Genomic DNA, 22,516 nt, shown 5'->3' on the forward strand with positions numbered 1-22,516 from the left:
AAACCTCACGGTCTTTTTCCGAAAGGAAAAGTCGTGAGGTTTTTTTATTCTCCAAAAACAAGAATCATTATGAAAAAACTACTATTAGGTATTGCTGCCGCTTGCCTGGCTGGTTTTACTTTTGCGCAGGATGCTCCGCTGTGGATGCGTCATAGTGTCATCTCTCCCGATGGGACCACCATTGCTTTTACGTATAAAGGAGACATCTATACGGTGCCGGTTGCCGGTGGACGTGCCATGCAGATAACTACCAATCCCGCATATGATACGGCTCCGGTATGGAGTCCGGACAGTAAGCGGATTGCTTTTGCTTCGGATCGTATGGGAAGCCTGGACGTCTACATTGTGGCCAAAGACGGAGGCGAACCACGACGGCTGACTACCCACTCGGGAAGCGAAACGCCGCTTGCTTTTACAGATGCCGGACATGTCTTGTTCTCTGCGGGCATCATGCCGTCTGCCGAGGCTGTTGTCTTTCCCTCTAACGGGCAGTTCAACCAGGTCTATCGAGTATCAGTGGAGGGAGGGCGCCCGACGATGATTTCGTCCATGCCTATGGAGTGCATCTCCATCAATAAGGAGGGAGCGATGTTGTATCAAGATAAGAAAGGTTACGAGGACTACTGGCGTAAACATCACGTATCGCCCATTGCCCGTGACATCTGGATGTATACTCCGGGAAAAGAACCGCAGTACCGCCAGCTGACCACTTTCGGAGGAGAAGACCGTGAACCGGTTTGGGCTCCTGATGGAAAAACATTCTACTATCTGAGTGAGGAAAACGGCTCTTTCAATATCTACCGACGTACTCCCGGAGATGCGAAGGCCGTGCAGTTGACGCACTATACCAAAAATCCAGTACGCTATCTCAGTGCCGCTACGGACGGAAGGTTGTGCTATGGATTTGATGGTGAGATTTACACCCTGCTTCCCGGTGGAGAAGCGCAAAAGGTGAACATCAGCATTGTTTCCGACAGAAACGACAAGGACATTATCCGCCAGATTAAGAGTAGCGGTGCCACGGAAATGGCAGTGTCTCCGGATGGTAAGGAAGTGGCTTTCGTTTTGCGCGGCGATGTCTACGTCACTTCAGTGGAATATAAGACTACGAAGCAGATAACGAATACTCCTTGTCAGGAACGTACCGTAGACTTTGCCCCCGATGGGCGGACACTGGTTTATGCTTCCGAACGTGGCGGGCTTTGGCAACTTTACACTTCGACGATTGTGCGTAAGGATGAAAAGCTGTTTACCTATGCCACAGAGCTGAAGGAAGAACGCTTGATAAACTCGGATGCCGCTTCTTTCCAACCCCAATACAGCCCTGACGGTAAAGAGATTGCCTTTCTCGAAAACCGCAGCACCATCCGTGTCATCAATTTGAAGACAAAGGATGTGCGTACCGTTATGGATGGCAAGTATCAATACTCTTATTCGGACGGTGACCAGTGGTTTCAGTGGAGTCCGGACAGCAAATGGATTCTTTCGGACTATATCGGTGTAGGTGGATGGAACAACAAAGATGTTGTGCTGCTGAATGCCGATGGCAAGGGTGAAATGGTGAACCTGACCGAGAGCGGATACAACGATGGCAATGCCAAATGGGTATTGGGTGGAAAAGCCATGATTTGGACCAGTGACCGTGCGGGGTATCGCAGCCACGGCAGTTGGGGAGCCGAAGACGATACTTATATCATGTTCTTTGATGCTGAAGCATACGACCGTTTTTTGATGAACAAGGAAGAAACCGCTTTACTCGAGGAAGCGGAGAAGGCAGAGAAGGAAAAAGCCGGGAAGAAAGACGAAAAGGATGCCAAGAAGAAAAAAGGGGATGCCGACAAAGATAAGGAGAAAAAGGTAGAGCCGTTAAAGTTCGACCTCGCAAACCGCTTTGACCGTATTGTACGCCTGACCGTCAACTCCTCGCATATGGCAGATGCCATGCTTTCTGCTAAAGGGGATAAACTCTATTATCTTTCTGTTTTCGAGGATGGGTACGATCTTTGGGAACACAATCTGAAAGAGAATGTTACAAAAGTTCTTTTGAAGAAAGTAGGTGCAGGCGCTTTGCAGCCTGACAAGGAAGGGAAGAATATCTTCCTTTGTGCCCGCGACGGAATGAAGAAGATAGAGATTGAAGGCAGCAAGATTTCTCCAATTGAATTTGAGGCTTTCTTCGATTACCGCCCTTATGGTGAGCGTGAATATATCTTCGACCACATCTGGCAGCAGGTAAATGATAAGTTCTATGTGGCAGACTTGCAAGGTACGGACTGGAATGGATACAAAGAAACTTATAAGCGCTTCTTGCCGTATATCAACAATAACTACGATTTTGCGGAAATGCTGAGTGAGATGCTGGGTGAATTGAACGGTTCTCATACGGGAGCGCGTTATTATGCTTCGGGCGCAGCACTTCCTACGGCTGCTTTGGGAGTGTTCTATGATGAAGCTTATGCGGGCGATGGACTGAAGATTAAAGAAATTATAGCTCAGAGTCCATTGACGAAGAAAAAGACGGATGTCAAGCCTGGCTGTATTATCGAGAAAGTGGATGGTGTTGCCATTAAGGCTGGCACTGATTATTTCCCGTTACTCGAAGGTAAGGCAGGCCGCAAGGTGATTCTCTCGGTCTATGATCCTGTTACCGGAAAGCGGTTTGAAGAAACCTTGAAGCCCATATCTTACGGTGCCCAGAATGAGCTGTTGTATAAGCGCTGGGTGGAAAACTGCCGCAAGAAGGTGGATGAATATTCTGGCGGACGCATTGCTTATATTCACATCAAAGGTATGGATAGTCCGAGCTTCCGTAAGATTTACTCCGATTTGTTGAGCGAAAGCAGTCGTAAGAAAGAGGCTGTTGTGGTGGATACCCGCCATAACGGAGGCGGGTGGCTGCACGAACAAGTAGCGACGTTACTTAGCGGCAAGGAGTATGAACGCTTTGTGCCGCGTGGCCAGTACATCGGCAGCGATCCTTTTGACAGATGGCTGAAACCTTCGTGTATGCTGGTTTGCGAGGATAATTACAGCAATGCCCACGGTACTCCTTTTGTGTACAAGACGTTGGGTATCGGTAAGCTGATAGGTGCTCCCGTGGCAGGAACCATGACTGCTGTCTGGTGGGAAAGCCAGATCGATCCAAGTATTGTATTCGGTATTCCGCAGGTAGGTTGCATGGATATGCAGGGCAACTATCTGGAGAACCGCACGTTGCAGCCTGATATCCTGGTCTATAATGAACCGGAAGCTGTTTTGAAGGGAGAAGATGCACAGCTGAAAGCGGCGGTGGACCACTTGCTGAAGGGGTTGCCGCAAAAGAAATAGATGGATTGGACTTTATAAACAAGAGGCTGAATTCAAGATTGAATTCAGCCTCTTGTTTATAAAGTCGATGGGGTGTCTTATTTATTTTACAGTTACTTCTGACAGTTTTAACCAACCAGAATTAGTGAAGGTTCCCTTGGCAGAGATATCCAGCCCCTTAACATTGCTTCCATTGCCTTTGGTTGTATCGACTAAAGCTACTGCCCAGGTATAGGTTCCTTTTTTTACCCCGTGAAGTTTGGGAGTGAACTCATAGGAAGTGGGATAGCCTTTTATCCAGACGGATAAATCAGTATTGTTGTCCAGATAAGAGTAGACTACTTGATTGTCTTGGTTCAATAATGCGAAAGCTACTTTATACTTTTGGTTCCATTGTGGTATATTGGTTGGGCAATATCCCCAGCCTAAGTTGTTCCAGCGATGTACTATCTTTATTCTTGAACCACTCTTCATTTCTTTGGGAACTACAATGGAATCGGGATATAAACGATAACCTCCTTCGGAGATGAAACGCTCAACCAAAGGATAGGCATCACGGAACCAACTCATGGTTTCGTCTCCTACACGGAAATCCATCATGTTGACATGAGCTTCCTGACCGTCTTCAAATTCTCCGATACGCACATCTTTGGCTGTTTTGTAACCGCTCGGGTCATTGTGATAAGGGTGCTTGCTCACAATCCATCCACCTTCCAGTAGAACCGGGCGTTTCATAATCCAAGGTTTCACATAGTTTCGCTCCCACTGGCCGTAATACTCTCTCATTCCGAAAGCATCATGACGTAAGGAAAAGCCTTTCTCGCAAGCGCTGTCCAACAAGCGTTTACTATCGGGATCAAAATTCTCCTCACCTGCCCAGTCTTTGCCTGCACCCATCCAACGATGGTAGTTGATAACTAAAGGTACTTTGGTGAAGTGTTTGACGTAGAGGTCTGTAATCCAATTGAACACAGCTTCCCGGTTCTTGGGGTCAATGTACTTCATAGTGTGTGCCTCACCCCATTTGCCAAGACCGTAGCCGTCTATAAATTCCACCAGGTCAGGGTCATTGTATTTTTGGGCAAATGCTTCTATGAACTTTGCATATTTCTCCTGGAAGATAGGGTCATCAGGATAGGGAGAGCGTTTTCCATTGTCTGTATAGTATTTGGCTCCTGCATCGAATACATAGGCCGGAGTGGCTTCATTTTTTCGGTCGCGGCTGTCGACAACTACACGGAAAGAGAGACGCATACCTCTGTCGAGTGCCCCTTGAATTACTTTTTTCAACTTTTCGTTGGTATCCCAGCCGTAGACTCCTTCGGCGGGATTGAAGGTACTCCAATGCGTACGGATATAGAGTGTGCGTGCATAATCGGAGATTTTCACGGTTGTTCCTTTTTCCGGTACATAGATATGGTCGTATTTCTTCCAGAAGTCATCGCTGACATTCTCATTTGCATAAACAACCCAACCACTTAAAGGGTTTCCCTGCATGGTTTTTCTGTCTGGCCAGATTTTTATATAATCAGCTTCCGTATCTACAGCCATCTTGTATATCTGGCATCCTGCTGCAAGAAACGCACCGACACCGTAAACTTCTGTCATGTCACGCGTCACTTTACGGGGGTCGGCACCGATAGGCTGTACCCAGCCAAGTTTACCGCTTGCATCTACAGCATCGGTCAGTGCCTTCCAGCCTTTTATAATGACTGGCATGAAATCGTCTTCATTCAAGAGTCCCGCATTTACGCCATAGGCCAACGCATATACAAAGAAACCGGTGGAACTGGTTTCGGGAGAAGGATAAGAAGCCGGATCCAGAAGGCTGGCATGCCAATAACCGTCTTCGTTCTGCAATCCGGCGATACGTGTGCATAACCGGATAAACAGTTCTTCGTAATAAGCGCGTTCCATCAAGCCTTTGGGCAACTCCTGCAATACTTCTGCCAGACCGGCCAGTACCCAGGCATTTCCACGTCCCCAAAACACCTTTTTGCCATTGGCTTCTTTTTTACCGAAATAATGCCAATCGCGGTAGAAAAGGTTCTCTTCCTTATCGAATAGGTATTCGTAGGTAGCCCGGTATTCATTGTCCATGAATTGGAGGTATTTCCGGTTGTTGGTTTCACGGTATAGCTTGGCATAAACCGGGGGGGCCATAAACAAGGCATCACACCAGGTCCAGCGTTCTAGGGTTTTGTTGTCACCATACTCCAGTTTGAATGTACCGTTGGATGGATGGTTGACAATCCATTCCGTACGTGCCAGGGTAGGAGCCAGTATTTCCTCTTTTTTATATTTACGGTATAAGTCAATGAATGATTGGGAAACGGTTATATCGTCTGCATGGTACAACCGCTGATGGGGTTGCCAGCAGTTTCGTCTTCCTATTTTATAGAGCCATTGATAGTAGGTGCTGTCATTGTACTCCTCTTCTGCCAGTTTAGCCCAATCTACCATACCTACATAAAGTGCTCCATTGGTCCAATCCAGGTCGTGGTGTTCGTGGGCAGTGTTAGGATTGGAAATTTGCCAGTCTGCCACTTGCTTCATTTTCTCTTTTACTTCCTTTTTGCTGAATGGCACTTGTGCCATGATTGCCATACTGATAAACAGAAAGGCTGCTGCTGTTAATTGTCTGTGTATCTTCATGATTGTTTATTGATAAAATTAAGGGAATTGCCTTTGTTCTCAATGGACGCGGACAATTCCCTTTATGAGAATCTTGAAAACTATCTTTTTACCTTTATTCGTGTTTTATTTTGTCTTTGTGCTGTTAATATCCTTCGTTTTGCGGGAATTCTGCACCCGTATTTGAATCGATTATGCTCTGAGGAATCGGCCATAATGTGTGGTAATCACGCATAACGGGCCCCGATTCTGTATTGTATTTGCGGGTACGCTCCAATAATTTGCCGGTACGGCATAAGGTAAAGCGGCGTGATTCTTCACCTACCAACTCGCGGATACGTTCGTCCAGCAAGAAGTCCATGGTCATTTCACTGTCTGTAATCTCAGGAGCATGTGCGCGACGGCGTACTACATTGATTGCTTCGCGGGCACCTGAAATATCCTTCAAACCCAACCTTGCCTCGCAGAGTAAGAGATAAGTTTCGGACAAACGGAACTTCATACGGTCACGGTAGGAACCGGTCAAAGAAAGGTTCTCGGAACGGCCATAGAAGAATTTTGTCAGAGCCGGATAAAGACGGAAGGTAGTAAACCATGTTTCGTCTGTAATCGTAGCCTTTTTACCATAAAGGTCGGGCATGTTCTCGTTGTTGTAATACCAGTTACGTTTAATGTTGTATTCGGAATTACGGATATCATTTTCATCAAAGAAACCGGTATCTTCGCCAATCCACCATTTCATTGGTACCAACTGGGACAAGCCACGGCCACCCAGTGAGTCTGCCAAAACAAAACCGGTAATCTCGAAGTATTTGGGTTCCCAGGCGCGGCGTGTCCAATCATCGGAATTTGTACCGCCACCAGTAGTGTTATATTCAAACTGCATGACCCAAATGCTTTCCATATTGCCGGATGTGCGATTTTGGTTGTTTTCAACGAATAGGTCGGAGAACACATCGCCGTTTGCTTTTGCCTTTTCACCGAAGCGGTCTTCCATCAAGTGGAAATATCCGCTGTTGATGACATTTTCTGCAGCTGTTTCAGCCTTTGCATAATCACCTTGCATTAAGTAAACCTCACTTAACAAGTGTTCTGCCGCCCATTTGGTCAGCTTGCCAACTTTTACGGCATCAGGGTCGGTAGGCAGGTTCTCGACAGCAAACTGAAGGTCTTCTACCATGTGGGCAATAACCTCTTCCTTCGGTGTACGGGTAAAATCGATTCTGAACTGATCTTGAATCTTGTCTACATAAGGAACGTCTCCATACAGATAAACCAATGTACGGTATGCATAGGCGCGGAAAAAACGTGATTCTGCCTGATAGAGCGCCTTGTCTGTGCTATTATCCCAGTTCGTGTTTATTTCCGAGTATTTCAACATCTCATTGGCTCCTGCAATCAGACTATAAGCCCAGTTCCAGTAGGAGCCTACAATACCGGTATTTGGAGTTAATGTCAAGAAACCGAACGGTTGGATAGAACCGTCTTTGGTACCCATGGTAGCAAGGTCAGTGGCAATCTGCAATGCTTCGTAAGGGCAAGCGGCATTGTGCATGAAGGCACCGTTTTCACCCCAAGTGTTGTATTCAGAGCGTGCTTCGGCATAAAGTCCGGTAGAACCTACTTCGAAACCATAGGAACTTGTATATGTGTTGTCCGGAGCTAGTTCACTTTTCAGTTTCTCATCCAGAAAGTCAGAGCAACCGGTAGCAGACAGAGCTACTAACAGAGCTAGAGTTGCTTTTGATATATAATTTTTCATTGTATATATATTTAAGTAAGTTTAGAATGATAAGTTCAGTCCAAGTACGTAGGAACGTGCAGTCGGGTAAGAGGCAAACCAACTGTTGTCATAGTTCAATACGCTGCGTATGTCACAGAATGTATAAGGATTCTCCACACTGATATTGACTCCCAAACCGCTCAGTCCCAATTTCTTTACAAAATTCTTTTCAAAATTGTATCCTAAAGTGATATTCTTTATTTGGACGTATGTAAAGTCTTTGTAATAGCTGTGTCCGTCGAAGTTGTTATATGCTGGAGAAGCATATTTGGAATTGGTGTGTTCCGGTGTCCAGTAATCGGCATTATGCAGATAGTTGTATAAGTTGTAACTCCAACTTCCGATATTGGCTTCGTTCAGCTCACGTGTAACTTTGAAGGTTCCATTCAGTAGGAATGACAAGTAAAAGTTCTTGTAAGTCAATGTATTGCTCATAGACATGAGGAAGCTTGGATTCTTTGAACCGATGATAACTTTGTCATTGGAGTCAATATAACCGTTTCCGTCTGCATCTTTCACTTTGGCAGAACCTGGTTTGGCACCTTTTTGGATCTCTTTTTCTGTACCGTCTGCTGCGGTATAGGTGAATTTGTCACCTTCCTGCCAGATGCCGTCGACGTCATAGTCGTAGTAAACTCGCAAGGGTTTGCCGATGAACCATTTATTGGTGATATCATCTTTTTTGTCACCACGTAGGTCTACAATCTTGTCACGGTTCAGTGAAAAGATGATTCCGGTGCTCCATTCGAAGTCCTTATTACGTATGTTGACGGTGTTCAAGGTAAATTCAACACCTTTATTGCGTGTTTTACCCACATTATCCCAAATGGTTTTATAGCCGTTCATGATAGGAACAGTACGTTTCATCAGCAAGTCTTTTGTGTTGGCGACATACATTTCAATGTTACCGTTGATACGGCCGTTGAAGAATGAATAGTCGATACCGACGTTGAATGTTTGGGTTGTTTCCCACTTTAGATTCGGATTTCCGACACCGTCGTTGGCCAGATAAGCACCGTTGACACCTGCTCCACCGTCACCCCAGATATAGTTTGTGAGGTGCAGACGGTCCAATGTCTGATAGGGGTTGATGGCTTGGTTACCGTTAGAACCATAAGATACGCGGAGCTTCAATTGGTCCAGCCAGTTTTGTGCATTTTCCATAAAACTTTCGGAAGCAATGTTCCATGCAGCAGCCACTGACGGGAAGAATGCATACTTGTTGTTTGCACCGAAGGCAGAATAACCGTCGGAACGTCCGGTCAAAGTCAGCATGTATTTCCCTGCATATGAATAGTTCAAGCGAAGCATATAAGACAACATCGAGGTTTCTGATAAACCGGATCCTACAGTCTTATTTTTCTCACCTGCATTGATGTTATGATAACTGGAATCATCGTTTACAAAACTTTCGGCACTTGACTTGGAAGTCTTTTTCTGAGTTTGTTGTACACTGAACAAACCTGTAGCGTCGAAACGGTGCTTGCCAAATTCACGATTATATTTGAGCAGATTTTCCCAAGTGTAATCCCAGTAGTGTTCATTGTTGATGCTGGCTTTTCCGCTGGCTGTTCTACCGTCTTTGGTGTCACGGCCATAGTATGTGCCGGTAAAGTCGCTACGATAGTTGTAACCAAAGGTTGTACGGGCTGAAAGACCTTTTACCGGCAACAGAATGTCAGCATAGGTGTTGATGAAGAAGTTACGTCTTGTTTGATCTTGATCGGCATTGACATTGGCCATCGGGTTAATAATCAGAGATTGGTCCATAGGTTCTTCATAATACTTGCCGTTTTCATCTTTGTAGATACCATAAGGACTTTGCTTTACAGCATGTTCAATATTCGGGGTTATACCACCGCCATCTCTTTGAATAAATTGGGTCTGTATACCGATAGTCAGCCATTTATTTAATACTTGTGTGACACTCAAATTGATATTGTAACGTTTCATGGCGGAGTTGTAGACTACACCTTCTTGATCCAGATAGGAAACTGCCCCCATATAAGTGGTGCTTTCAGTACCTCCGGAAATGCCTACTTGATGTTCCATGGTAAATGCATTGCGGAAAATATAGTCCTGCCAGTCGTTTGTAACGCCTTTCTTGTAATTTATAAGTTCGCTGGCACTCAGAATATTCTCAGGAGCCAATTGGTCACCGCTCCATCCATCTTTCAGGCGTGCAATGTCTTGTTTAAATGTGATGTATTCGTCTGGAGTCATCACATCAATGGTCTGTTGGGGTTGCGACATTCTGAACTGCCCTTTGTATGTAACTTGGGGTGCACCTTTCTTGCCTTTCTTTGATTGAATCAAGATGACACCATTGGAACCGCGTGAGCCGTAGATAGCTGCTGCGGAAGCATCTTTCAAGACACTAAGGCTTTCGATGATGTTTGGGTCAATATCACTCAAAGAACCGTTGTAAGGAATACCGTCCAATACGATGAGCGGTGCATTGTCAGCACTTAATGAGTTTTCACCACGTACACGGAGGGTTTGGTCTGCACCCGGTTTCGCATCACCAGTAGTTACGCTTAAGCCCGGGATTTGTCCTGCAAGACGGTCCATCAAGTTACTGCTATTTATCATGTTCAGCTTCTTCTGGTCTACTGATACCAGACCTCCGGTCAGGTCGGACTTACGCTGTGTACCATAGCCGATTACCACGACTTCTGCCAGTGTTTTACTGTCTTCCACTAACTTTACGGTACTGTTTCTACCAGCTTTTACAGTCTGTGTTACATAACCGATATAGGAGATTTTGAGATTACTCCCTGCCGGTGCGTTGATTGTGTATTTTCCGTCAAGATCTGTAATGACACCAGTACTGGTTCCTTCCACCATGACATTTGCTCCGATAATCGGTTCACCACTTTCGTCAATTACTGTACCAGAGATGTTCTGTGGTTGTCCGGATATTGCCTTGTTATTCTTTCCGGTATATAAAATAATGTGTGTTGCGTCGATTTCAAATTTAACATTGGTCCCTTTCAATAAGGCTGCTATTGTCTTATTAATAGTTTCATTCTTAACATTCAAGCTGACTTTCTGTTTGATGTCTATTTGCTGCGATTCATAGAAGAAAGTGTATCCACTTTGCTTTTCCACTTTTGGCATAGCCTCTGATAATGGGATATTTGTGAACTTCAGTGTGATCAGTTTCTCTTTCTTTTGTGCAGAAACCGGGGCACATAGAAGTACCAGTATAAGAATGATGAGTTGTTTTCTTATATCCATAATTGTCTTAAATTTAAAGATTAATGTAGGTGTTTACTTTTCGTTAATTATTAAATAATGTGCATTTCTCATTTGTTTGTTTGGCATAAGTTTTTAATTTTGTTACTGTTTCATTTTACTTTTTGTTTTGTGTCTGCAAACGAAATTGTCAACTCATTCTCTTCGTTAAAGGTATATTTCATAGGTTGGATGCGTGCCATGATGCGGAGTATTTCGTCCAGCGGTTCGCTACGCAACGTAAACGTATAGAAATATTTATTGGATAATGTAGGATCCACGTCTATCTTTATCCGATACCATTTAGAAAGCAGTTTGCAAATGTCTCCCAATGAACGGTTTCTGAATACGAGTTGTGTATTTGCCCACGAAGAGGCAAAATGTACATCATCTTTTTCTACCTTAAGTGTAAGGGTTTTCCGATTAAAAGTAGCTGTTTCGCCCGGTTTGAGGAAACGGTTCTCTGTCTCGGTTTCCAAAGAGACGGACCCTTCTACCAAACTCACCAATGTATTTTCCGAACCGGGGAATGCATCGACATTGAATTTGGTTCCGTGAACTACGATACGCATACCTTCTGTCTGCACAATAAAAGGTTTGTCAGCATCGTGTGCTACATCGAAGTAAGCTTCACCAGTTACATTTACGATACGCTCATCCTTATTCATTTGTGATCCGTATTGCAAAGAGGTCTCTGTATGCATCCATACTTCGCTTCCGTCAGGAAGGAGAACCTTAGACTTACCCGACAAATTAGAGTATAACTGCGGCATGGCTTCAGGCTGTCCGTTAAGGAATCCTATGTAGAATGAGCAACCGATGGCAACAGCTATACATGCAGCTACTGCGTAGCGGTATATCCGTTTCAGTTCGAAGCGTTTCTTTGCAGGTTTTTCAGTCTGCTTAGGCTCGCTGGCGTGCATACGGTTGACAAGTTCATTCCAATAATATTCGGTATTGGGCGTGTAGTTTTCTACATTTGCCTGAATTTTTTCCCATAACAGTTGCAATTCCTTGAATAACGCTTCGTTGTTACTGCTGCGTAACCAAGTCTCCAATTGCCGCTCTTCGTCTGCGGAAATTTCCTGTTTCAACTTAGGAATGATTAAATTCCAAGGAACACTTTTTTTCATGATCATGATGTTTTTATAGGCCTTCACTTATATGACACATCACTTGGGTTTAACCCTTATTCCAATTCCAATTATTTTTTTAATAAATTTCGAGGAACAAATAATATTAGTATCTTTGCCGCTCAAGAAGCCCTTATCTAATATAACTTCGATATGCCTGCAGAAGATGATATCCTATTGTTACAGTTAATCAAACAAGATGACGAGAAGGCTTTCAAGCACCTTTTCGATACTTATTTTGTTTCACTCTGCCGCTTCATGTCCCTTTATCTGAGAGACAAGCAGGAGATAGAAGAACTGGCCCTTTCCATCTTTATGAATTTGTGGGAGGGTAGGGCCGACTTGACTCTTAAAATCTCATTCAAGGCTTATCTTTTCCAGTCTGCACGCAATCGTTGCCTGAATGCTTTACGCGATGAAAAGGATACGGTTCCCATCGAGGGAGGAGAAGAATATGGATATGCTCTTGCGGCTGATACTTCGGTGGAGATGGAAGAACTGAACCGATTGATTGAAGAAGCTGTTTGTTCCCTTCCGGACAAATGTGGGCAGGTTTATCGCAAAAGTAGGGAGGAAGGGAAGACTAATCAAGAAATTGCCGGGGAAATGGGGATTTCTGTCAAGACGGTGGAGGCCCAAATAACCAAAGCCTTGAAGCATATCAAGAAATTTTTAGGAGAACAGTATACTTATTTGTTCTAAAATAGAAATTGCAGGCCATCTGTCTTTTAGAAGGATGAAAGGAGGATGGCCTGCAATATAAAAAGAAGATTAATCTATAACCGTGAATTTTACTTTCTGGTCTTTCACTATTACATAATATTCTCCATTTTCAAGGAAATGTTCACCATTGGCATTTACAAAACCAAGATCACGCATCGGGTCTATTTCAAAGCGGAATATATGTGTTTCACCTGCTTTAATTAGTTGCTTTTCGAAGTGCTTCAATTCTTTGCATGGACGGGTAATCGTGCTAAATGGGTCTGAGATAAACCAATGCACCACTTCTGCACCGTCACGTTTGCCTACATTGGTGACTGGGATTTCCATTACCAACTTTTCACCGCGTCTGATGGTTTCTTTGGGCAAGTTGATATTACCATAATTAAAGGTGGTATAACTCAAGCCGTATCCGAATTCATACAGTGGGGAAGAGGAGATGTCTTGATATTTGCCACTTTGTGGACGGGCTGTTTTGCGCTGATTGTAATAGATTGGAATCTGTCCGGTGGAACGTGGAAAAGTAATGGAAAGCTTGCCCGAAGGATTTACCCGGCCGGACAAGACACCTGCCAATGGTTTACCGCCAGGTACTCCCGGTTGCCACATTTCAACGATGGCGTCACAGAGAGGTTCCACTTTAGAGAGTCCCAAAGGACGTCCGTTAGCCAGTACCAGAACAATCGGTTTGCCTGCTTTCTTCATTTCAGCAATGAATTCCTCTTGAATGGCAGGCAGTTCTATGATGGAACGCGATGCGTTTTCGCCACTCCACTTTTTCTTTTCACCCATGCAGAGTAGAATGACATCTGCTTTCCGGGCTACAGCCAGTGCCTCACTGAATTTGGAAGTGTCGTTACCGTCGAAACCACAACCCTCGGTATAAATCAGTTCAGCCTTGCCTGCAAATTCTGCATCCAGCGCCTTTTTGATGGGGAGGACATCTTCTGCATGTCCATGTCCATACCATGACCCCAGGAGCTCGGCACTGTTTTGTACCAGAGGCCCCATGACGGCGATAGTTGGCTTGTTCCCGTTTGCCAGAGGGAGTACCTTGTTTTCATTCTTCAGTAGAACAATGGTCTCCTCTGCCAGTTTCTCTGCAATAGCCAGGCTTTGTGGAAGGAGGAAGCGCTCTTTTTCTGTAGATGTCGGGGTGTAGGGATTGTCAAAAAGTCCAAGGCGGAATTTGATACGGAGCACGCGTTTCACTGCATCGTCCACCAATTGCATGCTTATTTTACCTTCTTCCACCAGCTTTGCCATATGCTTGTCATAGCAATGCCCCATCATGTCCATTTCCAGGCCGGCGTTGAAAGCCAGACGGGCAGCTTCTTTGCGGTCGGCAGCATGGCCTTGGTCAATAAGTTGCGGTACTGCAGACCAGTCTGAAACAACAAAGCCGTCGTGTTTCCAACGGTTCTTCAGAATTTCTGTCATCGTGTAATGGTTGGCGCTTCCGGGAGTACCGCTGATGTCATTGAATGAACTCATTAAAGTAGCGGCACCGGCTTTTACGCCAGCTTCATAGGGAGGAATATAGGTGTCCCACAGAGTCTGATTGGAGATTTCCGTATAAACATAGTCACGTCCTGCTTCAGAAGCGCCGTATCCGATATAATGTTTAAGGCAGGCGGCTACTCGCTTGCTGTCGGACATGTCTTCACCTTGGTATCCTTTGATAGATGCGACACCGAATACAGCATTGGTATAAGGGTCTTCGCCATAGCCCTCTGCAACGCGTCCCCAGCGTCCGTCTCTTGCCACGTCAATCATAGGGGAAAAAGTCCAGTCTACCCCGGACATGCGTGCTTCCTGGGCGGCAACGGCACATGCTTGTTCTACCAATTGGGGATTCCAAGAACATGCTTGTCCCAAAGAGATGGGATAAATGGTACGGAACCCGTGGATGACGTCGTATCCGAAAAGGATGGGGATACCCAGACGTGATTCTTCCATTGCTTTTCTCTGAGCCTCGTTACGCAGATTGGCATCTTCATCAAAATAAATGAGGGAGCCTAATGTGGCAGGAATTTTTTTTACTTCCTCACCACGATTGTTCTCGTTGTTATTCCGCCCCAAAGTGTACTGGTTGAGTTGTTGTACCTTTTCTTCCAGTGTCATTCTGCTGACCAGGTCATTCACACGCTCCTCAATGGGAGCTTTGGCATCTTTGTAGATGGGTTGCTTTTTGTTTGCAGCCATTGCTCCGGCCAGGCAACCACTTAAAAGGAGGCAACTGATAAATGTTAGTTTCTTCATGATATATATAATTATGCTATTCTCATTAAATAAGACACGTTTTTCGGAATCTGCTCCTACACAAAGGTCGTTTTTTTAAGGAATATAAACAAGTACATGCAAGGGCTTATTTGAAAATAGGCTTATCGGTTAGTGTCATGGAAGCTTGTTCGTTATTTTTTAGTTCAAATACCACTATTTCATTATTACCTGCTATCAGAGCACCAGCAGGTATCTCCAGGGTCTTTTCTGTATTTTCTTCCCAGTAGGCACCCAAGTATTGCCCGTTTATCCAGACTTCTCCCATTCCCCAGCCAGACACGTCAAGAAAGGTCTCTTGTGCCGGATTGCTTACTGTGACACCACCTTTACGGAAGCAAGGGATGGAGGAGGTACCTTCTTTGAAAGTTATTCCGGCCACATCGCATTCCTTAATTTCCAATGGGGTCATCTTCCAGCCTTCTAAATCTGTCTTTCCCAATGTTATGCTGCCGTAGATACCTTTTGAATTGTCCAGAATTTCAGGACCATAGGTAATACGTCCGATATTTTCAGTATAGATACTAAGTTTGTGTATACCTATCGGTAGATTGGTTTTCAAGCTTTTACTGCTATCTTTTAAATATCCTTGCAGTTTGCCGTCTGCATAGACCACAGCATAATCCCGTACGTTTTCAATAGTTAGTGTGGGATTCTCCTCTTCCACATCAACGGTTGTCTCATAGAGGGCATAGCCAAAATCCATATCCAGCTCATTCATGGGCAGTAAGGCATCATCTTCTACAGTTTCTCCATAAACTTGTTCCAATGGAGCTGTTTGTGACATTTTTATCTCTTGTGCTGCTGCCGGTCCGACCGGCAGCAACAAAAGAGCCCAAAGCAAGAATAATTTCATCATATTTCCTTTATTTATTTCTTTAAGAATGATTCAATGTAGGACTCGTCAACGGTAATTTGTGGAGCGAATTTGTCACTCTTTACGTAGCGGTCAATGCTTTCCAGCAATTGCTGGGTGGCAGGACGTTCGTTGATGTTTTTCTGGGTATCTACGGCCAGTACCAGTAGACTGCCTTTCTTCACTTTTGCTTCGAAACCAATACCGAGCTTTTCATTATTGTCGTAATGGTCTATTACTTGTATGAAAGGCCGCAGTGCTGCCGGAGCATCTTTCATCTCAATAACCTTGGCATTTTCCAGAATGTCCCACCACTGCCAGTCAGTATGGTAGGAAGTTATGAAATGCTCGAATATAGGCTGGTCGTCATGAATCAGACAGCCAATGGTCATAGGAGGCCATTTGAACATTATCGGATTCCAAAAGTGATTGTGGAACACGGATTTACGACCTTTTACTTTGGAAGGTTTGGGGCAGAGTACCACTTTCTTGCCATCGGCAAGGTGTTGTTTTGCTTTTTCATCGAATACTGTGGTGTAGAGCACTTCACTAGTGGACTGCATTAAGTTGCTATGACGGGGATATACCCAGATATCCCAGCTGTTTTTTACGTGTGCAACAGAAAGATGGACCGTCAGCTTCTGTGGTTCAGTGATATTGTTCAATGCATAACTGAAACTGCCAAGTGGAAATACCCCGTTCTTTCCGACAGTTTGTGTTTTCAGTTTTCCGCTCTTAAGGGTTTTACCGTTGCTGTCGGTGATACTCCAATTGATTTTTGCGTTTTTCAATAGGGTAGGTCCATAATTGTATATTTCCGCTTTTCCTTCAAATACCTCATCATTGTAAAGTGCGCGTTTGTCGAAACGGAGCAATGCAACAGTCGGTGCACAGAACTCGCTCCACTTTTCCGGTGTGATGAGCCCTTTGGTATTCCAGAAAGGATCGAGAATGCCTACCGGTGCATATCCTTGTCCGGTAAAATCATTCAGAGACAGTAATTGGAAACCGCCTTTCAGATAAGTGCGCAACTGGGCTTCTATGACATCCTTGTACTCTATGGCGGTCAAGGCTCCAGAAGCACGGAAGAAGTCATGTGCTTGGTCGAGCATGTGGTTTTTGTCCAGCAGTTCACGGAATATCTCGAAATTACGCGCTTGTACGGGGCCGGTGAAGTTCTTTATTTCCTCGAAATTGGGATAGATGCACCGCTGTCCGGATTCATGCGAGATGATGGGCAGGCCTACTCCCAGTTCCTTGTTTTTGTCCCAGTTTGTATAAGGACGTCCTTCGTAGATGGCCATGTGTCCTTTGGTAGTCTGATGGGTAATGTAGAACTGGTCTGATTTGACACGTGTGCGGGCTGTGGAACCGCTGTATAGACGGCGGTTATCCAACTGGCGGGCCGTGGCGGTAAGCTCTTCTATGAAACTGAAATCGCCGGTAATTTCGTTTCCGTTACAGTAGAGAATGAAGGAAGGGTGATTCCCATATTCTTTCAAGATACCCCGCAGCTCGCGACGGAAGAAATTCCAGCGCTTCTCATCGGGTTGGGCATCTTTACCCCACATCGGCATTTCCACCTCCAGATAGACACCCAGCTTGTCTGCCATACGGAACGCAGCGGCAGGAGGACACCAGGAGTGGAAGCGCATATGGTTCATACCATATTCTTTTAGGATACGGAGTACACGTTCCCAAGAGGCATCGTCCACGGGAGCATAGCCGGTCTTGGGGAACACTGCGTTTTCAACGGTACCGCGCAGGTGTATGGGTTCGCCATTAAGGATGATATGGTCCTCACCAGCCTCTACTTCGCGCATACCGAAAGTTGTGCTTTTCTCATGCGCATAGGATTGGCCCTCTACACTGGAAGTCAACTTACAGTCCAACGTATAAAGATTGGGATGGAACTCATTCCACAAATGGATATCCTTACCCAAAAACATTTCTTCCTCGATATAAGTAATGGAATCGGTCACTGTTACTGGTACTTCCTTTTGTAGTCTATAGTCCTTTCCTGTCACGTGGAAGGATATTTTGCCGCTGGCGGTATGTTCTGTACAGTTGCGGACAGTCATTTTGACTTTGATGCTTTTGTTCTTGATGTCCGGATAGACCTGCATGTCATCTACATAGACTGGGTCTACAGCTACCAGCTTAATTTCGCCCAATACTCCGTTCCAGTTTATTTGGGTAAATTCGGAGTGGGCATGGTCCCATTTATGGGTATCGTACTGGTAGCGGTTGTCTATACAGAAAGTTATCAGTTCTTTTTTGCCTGGATGTAGCCATTGGGTCAGTTCGTGGTTGTGGGGAATACTGATGTAGTCTATTTTACTCACTTCTTCTTTGCCTACATATACCGAACTGAGCCAGTGTGTACGTTCAAAATAGAGGAAAATGCGTTTGCCTTTCCATGCCACAGGAATTTCTATTTCTCGCTGGTACCATGCGGGGCCCATATATTCGTAGACACGGGTCAGCCTATCCAGGTGGCGGTAAGGAGATTTGTAGCCTATTTTATAGTCATCTGTAATTCCCGGCAGAACGATGCTTTCCTGCAGGCGATGGCAGTAACGTACGTCCAGTGAACCTCTCCGGAAGTCCATGACATCTGTCTGGAATGCCCATTCACCAGACAAGTCCATTTCATTCTTTTCTTGGGCATGCCCGCTCCAGACCATAGAGGTCAGGAGGAGGGCAGCCATGTAGTGTTTTATTTTGTGCTTCATTGTTCTGTTTTCTTTTGGTTATAGTAATCACGCATGATGTACCATGCTTTTTTGCGTTGTCCCTGGTCGGAAACCAGTCCTTTACGGTTCCATTCCCCTCCCTGGTGTGGATGGAAACGGAAGGGAGAACGGAAATCAAAAAGAATCCACGGCGATGTTCCGCGCAGGTTGGGGATATGCTTGAACATTTCCAGATTGTCCTTGTAGAGTTGTGCCTGATAATCCTCACTCCAAGAACTCTTGACTTCCGCGTCGCCATGTTTGCCATAGAGCGCTTCGCCTCCGAACTCGGAAATGAAAAGAGGTTTGCCGGGAGCTACATTCCAGACAGCCTGGTCCGGAGCCAGTGGCCAGTCATGATACCATCCCATATATTTGTTGATGGCTACCATGTCCAGGATGTTGATAATGGAGTCATTCATCTCAAAGTTCCGGCTTTCGCGGTTGAAGCGTACCAAATCGAAGGCGGCCGTAATCAGACGGGTTGAGTCGATGTCCAGGCAACATTGTTTCATGTGTTTCAGAAATTCATTGCGCGGGGCGGAAGTGGCTGTTTCATTGGCAATCCCCCAAAAGGCAACGGAACAACGGTTTTTGTCGCGCATCACCATCTCTTTAATCATTCTGCCTGCTTTCTCACGGGTAGCGGTATTTTTGAAGTCAATCCCTTGCCAGATAGGTATCTCTTCCCATAAAAGAAATCCCATTCTTTCTGCTAGGCGGACAGTATATTCATTTTGTGGATAATGTGCCAGACGAATCATGTTGGCACCCAGCTCTTTGGCTTCGGCCAACAGCATTGTTGCGTCCGCTTCAGAGAAGGCACGCCCGCGGCGTTGCGGAATTTCCTCGTGGAAGCTGATACTGCGCAGGAAGATGGGCTGGTCGTTCAGATAGATATCTTCGCCTTTTACATAAAGGTTACGGAAACCAATTTGCTCGTTGAGCCGGTCACTTTCCGAAGTGATGGTTACATCATACAGCTTTGGAGCATCCGGTGACCAACGTTGCAGTTTTTTGGTTTTGATAGTGGCCTGGGCAATTCCGTTGGCATCGGTAGTCATGTTCTGTCTGATGCCCAATTCGGGGATGGCGACTTGTACGTTGATGCCAGGCTTTGCTTCGGATAAGGTTACTTTGGCACGAATCAGGTTGGATTGTACCTTGTCCAACTGGATGAAATGGTCTTTGATGTAGCTTTGTGGAACGCTTACCAACATTACATCGCGTGTGATGCCGCCGTAATTCCACCAGTCAAAGGACATGGCAGGGATGGCATCCGTGGTGCGGGTATTGTTGACTTTCACCACCAGGAAGTTGTCCTTTTGCTTTACCTTATCTGTGATTTCCACCTGGAAGGGAGTGAATCCGCCTTCATGACTGGCTATTTTCTCCCCGTTCAGATATATTTTGCTACGGTAACTTACCGCACCGAAATAGAGAAACAAACGTTTGCCGTCAGTCTTTGGGGTATCGAAAGAGCGTCCGTACCATACTGTTCCTTCATAAAATTTCAACTCGGGCATTTGTGAATTGAAATCGGCAGGTACATTCAGGACCAAACCTCCGTCGAAAGAGTATTCATAAAATTGCTTGTTGTCTTGAGGTTTTCTGTTTTTGTACACCTGCATCCTTTCTCCTTGGTCATAAAGGTCTACAATGGCTCCCCACTTCCCATTCAGTAGCTGGTAATCGCGTCCGTAAACATTGGACAATAAGTCTTGTGCTTGTGACTTGCCTCCCAGTACAGACACTGCGAGCAAACAAGTAATCATTAATCTTTTAATTTTCATAAATCGTATGTATCAGTTAACGTTTAAAAAGCCTATGAATTATTCTTTGTATATTTTCAATGCGCATCCGCCTCCTTGTGCCATTTTGACGGTCAGTTTACGGGATGCAGGAATGTCTGTGACGGTCTTTTGGTAGTCGGAAGCCAGGCGGTTGGCATTCACTCCGTCATGAAACATTTCCGCTTTCCATCTGCCTGCACCGAGGAAAGAAAGGTCCAGTGTCAGAGTACGTGCATCCCAATTGGTTAGGGAGCCGACATACCAGACATCTCCTTTCCTGCGCGCCATTGTAATGTATTTTCCAATTTCTCCGTTCATGGCTATTGTTTGTTCCCAAACGGTAGGGATGGTAGCGATGAATTCCGTGCATTCTTCTTCACGGTCGTAATTGGTGGGACTGTCGCACAACATGTTCAATGGTGATTCAAATACTACATATTCAGCTAATTGGCGGCAACGGGTTCCCTGGCTCATTGGGGTATCCATTGAGGAGTGGTAACACCGTTTGTTGGCATTGTGCATGGCGCCTTGTGTATAGTCTACCGGTCCGGCCAGCATACGGATAAATGGCATGGTGACATCGTAGGTTACCTGGTCGGTATGGATGTCACTCCACTTCATCTGTTCCAGCCCGTGAACGGCTTCATAGTTGATGACATTGGGATAAGTGCGGTTCAGCCCGGTAGGTTTGTACGTGCCGTGAAAGTCTACCATCAACTTATATTTAGCGGCAGTTTCGGCAGCCCGGTAGTGGAAGTCTACCATTTCCTGGTCATCCCTATCCATAAAGTCAATCTTGAATCCTTTGATGCCCATTTCGGAATAGTGCTTGCATACATGTTCCATGTCGCGGGCAAAGGCATGGTAACCTGCCCAAAGGATGAGTCCTACATTCTTTTGCCTGGCATAGGCCGTGAGCTTTTTTAAATCAATTTCCGGTACAATTTGGAAAAGGTCAGCCTTGAGGTTGACAGCCCAGCCTTCATCCAGAATCACATACTCGATGCCATGCCGGGAGGCGAAGTCGATATAGTGCATGTATGTTTCATTGTTTATTCCAGCTTCGAAATCCACGCCTTTGATTCCCCAATGGTTCCACCATTCCCAGGCCACTTTGCCCGGACGTATCCATGAGATGTCTTTCATGCGTGATGGAGCAGCCAGCTTATAAACCATATCGTTATCTGCCAGCTCCTTGTCATTTCTTGCCACAACAATGATGCGCCAGGGTAGTTTGGCTTTCGGCTGGCAGGAAGCAATGTAGTTTTCACGCTCTGTGACTAATATTTGCAGTTGGTTATGCCCGCCTTGTTTTTTTGTTTTGGGGACGGCGGCAAAAGCGGAAGTGAGTGCTGTTCCCCCGTTTCTGTTGATGAGGAACATGCCCGGATAGCTCTCCACGTCGGATTCGGCAATACAAAGTTTACGGCCGTTTTCCTGCTCTATTACTACGGGGGTAAACATCAGTCTTTGGGGGTTCAGTCCGGATAGCTCTATATGTGTATAGGTGTTTTCAAAAGAGTTGGAGAACTGGGCTTCTATCGGTTGTTTATCGCCATCTTTTACATAAGGAACAATCGATTTGTAGTCCTTGTTGAAGTTGAAGGCGGCTTCTTCGTTTGTAACTTTGAACGGTCTGTTTCCGGTCGCTGCGAACCGGTATGCCATTCCTTCATTGTACATTCTGAAAATGAGGTTGAAATGTTCCCGGAAACTTAACGTCATTTCATTATAGACATCCTTTACTTCACTGCGTTTGTAGAAAGGAGAGGGAATCACCTCATTTGCCTGGCGATGACTGACTCTCTTAAGATGGGAGCCGTTACCCCAGACTGTCCCATTATCCAGATGTACTGATAAGGGAGAGGGGGCTACCAATGTATGCCCTTCTTCCGTCAGCTCGTAAGTAATCCGGTCACCTATATATAAGGTAACCTCTAACTTGCCGTCCGGTGAGTTTAGGCGATATTCTTTTTGTCCGAACATGTTCGGGATGATGAAAAGCAATGTTGTGAGTAAGAAAAGTGTTCTCATGTCGT

10 protein-coding genes and 1 pseudogene are annotated in these 22,516 nt (G+C 45.3%); 2 read left to right on the forward strand and 9 right to left on the reverse strand.

Going from position 1 to position 22,516, the window contains the following annotated elements:
• The first annotated feature begins 69 nt into the window (after positions 1 to 69).
• Complete coding sequence (locus tag DXD65_RS14745) at positions 70 to 3,327, forward strand: S41 family peptidase (protein WP_117887760.1); 3,258 nt, start codon at positions 70 to 72, stop codon at positions 3,325 to 3,327.
• A gap of 1,524 nt (positions 3,328 to 4,851) precedes the next feature.
• On the opposite strand, the pseudogene DXD65_RS21290 reads toward DXD65_RS14745, so the two are convergent.
• From DXD65_RS21290 to DXD65_RS14765, 4 genes and pseudogenes are all read right to left on the reverse strand, one after another.
• A pseudogene (locus DXD65_RS21290) lies at positions 4,852 to 5,961 on the reverse strand (glycoside hydrolase family 105 protein); the annotation flags it as partial.
• A 124-nt stretch (positions 5,962 to 6,085) separates the two neighbouring features.
• The gene (locus tag DXD65_RS14755) at positions 6,086 to 7,702 is read right to left on the reverse strand and encodes a RagB/SusD family nutrient uptake outer membrane protein (RefSeq protein ID WP_117887761.1); all 1,617 of its coding nucleotides are present in this window, start codon (positions 7,700 to 7,702) and stop codon (positions 6,086 to 6,088) included.
• A gap of 21 nt (positions 7,703 to 7,723) precedes the next feature.
• Complete coding sequence (locus DXD65_RS14760) at positions 7,724 to 10,963, reverse strand: TonB-dependent receptor (RefSeq protein WP_098032173.1); 3,240 nt, start codon at positions 10,961 to 10,963, stop codon at positions 7,724 to 7,726.
• A gap of 110 nt (positions 10,964 to 11,073) precedes the next feature.
• Positions 11,074 to 12,093 carry a FecR family protein gene (locus DXD65_RS14765; RefSeq protein ID WP_008664214.1) on the reverse strand — a complete coding sequence of 340 codons (1,020 nt, stop codon included), beginning with the start codon at positions 12,091 to 12,093 and terminating at the stop codon, positions 11,074 to 11,076.
• A gap of 153 nt (positions 12,094 to 12,246) precedes the next feature.
• Here DXD65_RS14765 and DXD65_RS14770 point away from each other — a divergent pair, with 153 nt between their 5' ends.
• Positions 12,247 to 12,795, forward strand: coding sequence for an RNA polymerase sigma-70 factor (locus DXD65_RS14770; protein WP_005829791.1), 549 nt, complete (start codon positions 12,247 to 12,249; stop codon positions 12,793 to 12,795).
• Between the two features lie 69 nt (positions 12,796 to 12,864).
• Here the strand turns inward: DXD65_RS14770 and DXD65_RS14775 are convergent, their stop codons facing one another.
• The 5 genes from DXD65_RS14775 to DXD65_RS14795 all read right to left on the reverse strand — a co-directional run bounded on the left by DXD65_RS14775 (position 12,865) and on the right by DXD65_RS14795 (position 22,511).
• Entirely contained in the window at positions 12,865 to 15,075 is a 2,211-nt protein-coding gene (locus tag DXD65_RS14775) for a glycoside hydrolase family 3 N-terminal domain-containing protein (RefSeq protein WP_005829794.1), read from the reverse strand.
• A 106-nt stretch (positions 15,076 to 15,181) separates the two neighbouring features.
• The gene (locus DXD65_RS14780; RefSeq protein ID WP_005829796.1) at positions 15,182 to 15,952 is read right to left on the reverse strand and encodes a hypothetical protein; all 771 of its coding nucleotides are present in this window, start codon (positions 15,950 to 15,952) and stop codon (positions 15,182 to 15,184) included.
• 11 nt (positions 15,953 to 15,963) lie between these two features.
• Positions 15,964 to 18,684, reverse strand: coding sequence for a sugar-binding domain-containing protein (locus DXD65_RS14785; RefSeq protein WP_117887762.1), 2,721 nt, complete (start codon positions 18,682 to 18,684; stop codon positions 15,964 to 15,966).
• Entirely contained in the window at positions 18,681 to 20,477 is a 1,797-nt protein-coding gene (locus tag DXD65_RS14790) for a glycoside hydrolase family 2 protein (RefSeq protein ID WP_117879003.1), read from the reverse strand. The genes DXD65_RS14785 and DXD65_RS14790 overlap by 4 nt, the downstream gene beginning before the upstream one ends.
• Before the next feature lie 39 nt (positions 20,478 to 20,516).
• On the reverse strand, positions 20,517 to 22,511 hold the full coding sequence (locus tag DXD65_RS14795) for a glycoside hydrolase family 97 protein (RefSeq protein ID WP_117879004.1): 1,995 nt from the start codon (positions 22,509 to 22,511) through the stop codon (positions 20,517 to 20,519).
• Between the last annotated feature and the right edge of the window lie 5 nt (positions 22,512 to 22,516).

It is taken from the genome of Bacteroides sp. 4_1_36 (assembly GCF_003466325.1).
Classification (GTDB): domain Bacteria; phylum Bacteroidota; class Bacteroidia; order Bacteroidales; family Bacteroidaceae; genus Bacteroides; species Bacteroides uniformis.

Excerpts from the sequence above, each read along its gene's own strand:
- DXD65_RS14745 (WP_117887760.1), top strand. The coding sequence starts at position 70 with ATGAAAAAACTACTATTAGGTATTGCTGCCGCTTGCCTGGCTGGTTTT.
- DXD65_RS14755 (WP_117887761.1), bottom strand. The coding sequence starts at position 7,702 with ATGAAAAATTATATATCAAAAGCAACTCTAGCTCTGTTAGTAGCTCTG.
- DXD65_RS14760 (WP_098032173.1), bottom strand. The coding sequence starts at position 10,963 with ATGGATATAAGAAAACAACTCATCATTCTTATACTGGTACTTCTATGT.
- DXD65_RS14765 (WP_008664214.1), bottom strand. The coding sequence starts at position 12,093 with ATGAAAAAAAGTGTTCCTTGGAATTTAATCATTCCTAAGTTGAAACAG.
- DXD65_RS14770 (WP_005829791.1), top strand. The coding sequence starts at position 12,247 with ATGCCTGCAGAAGATGATATCCTATTGTTACAGTTAATCAAACAAGAT.
- DXD65_RS14775 (WP_005829794.1), bottom strand. The coding sequence starts at position 15,075 with ATGAAGAAACTAACATTTATCAGTTGCCTCCTTTTAAGTGGTTGCCTG.
- DXD65_RS14780 (WP_005829796.1), bottom strand. The coding sequence starts at position 15,952 with ATGATGAAATTATTCTTGCTTTGGGCTCTTTTGTTGCTGCCGGTCGGA.
- DXD65_RS14785 (WP_117887762.1), bottom strand. The coding sequence starts at position 18,684 with ATGAAGCACAAAATAAAACACTACATGGCTGCCCTCCTCCTGACCTCT.
- DXD65_RS14790 (WP_117879003.1), bottom strand. The coding sequence starts at position 20,477 with ATGAAAATTAAAAGATTAATGATTACTTGTTTGCTCGCAGTGTCTGTA.
- DXD65_RS14795 (WP_117879004.1), bottom strand. The coding sequence starts at position 22,511 with ATGAGAACACTTTTCTTACTCACAACATTGCTTTTCATCATCCCGAAC.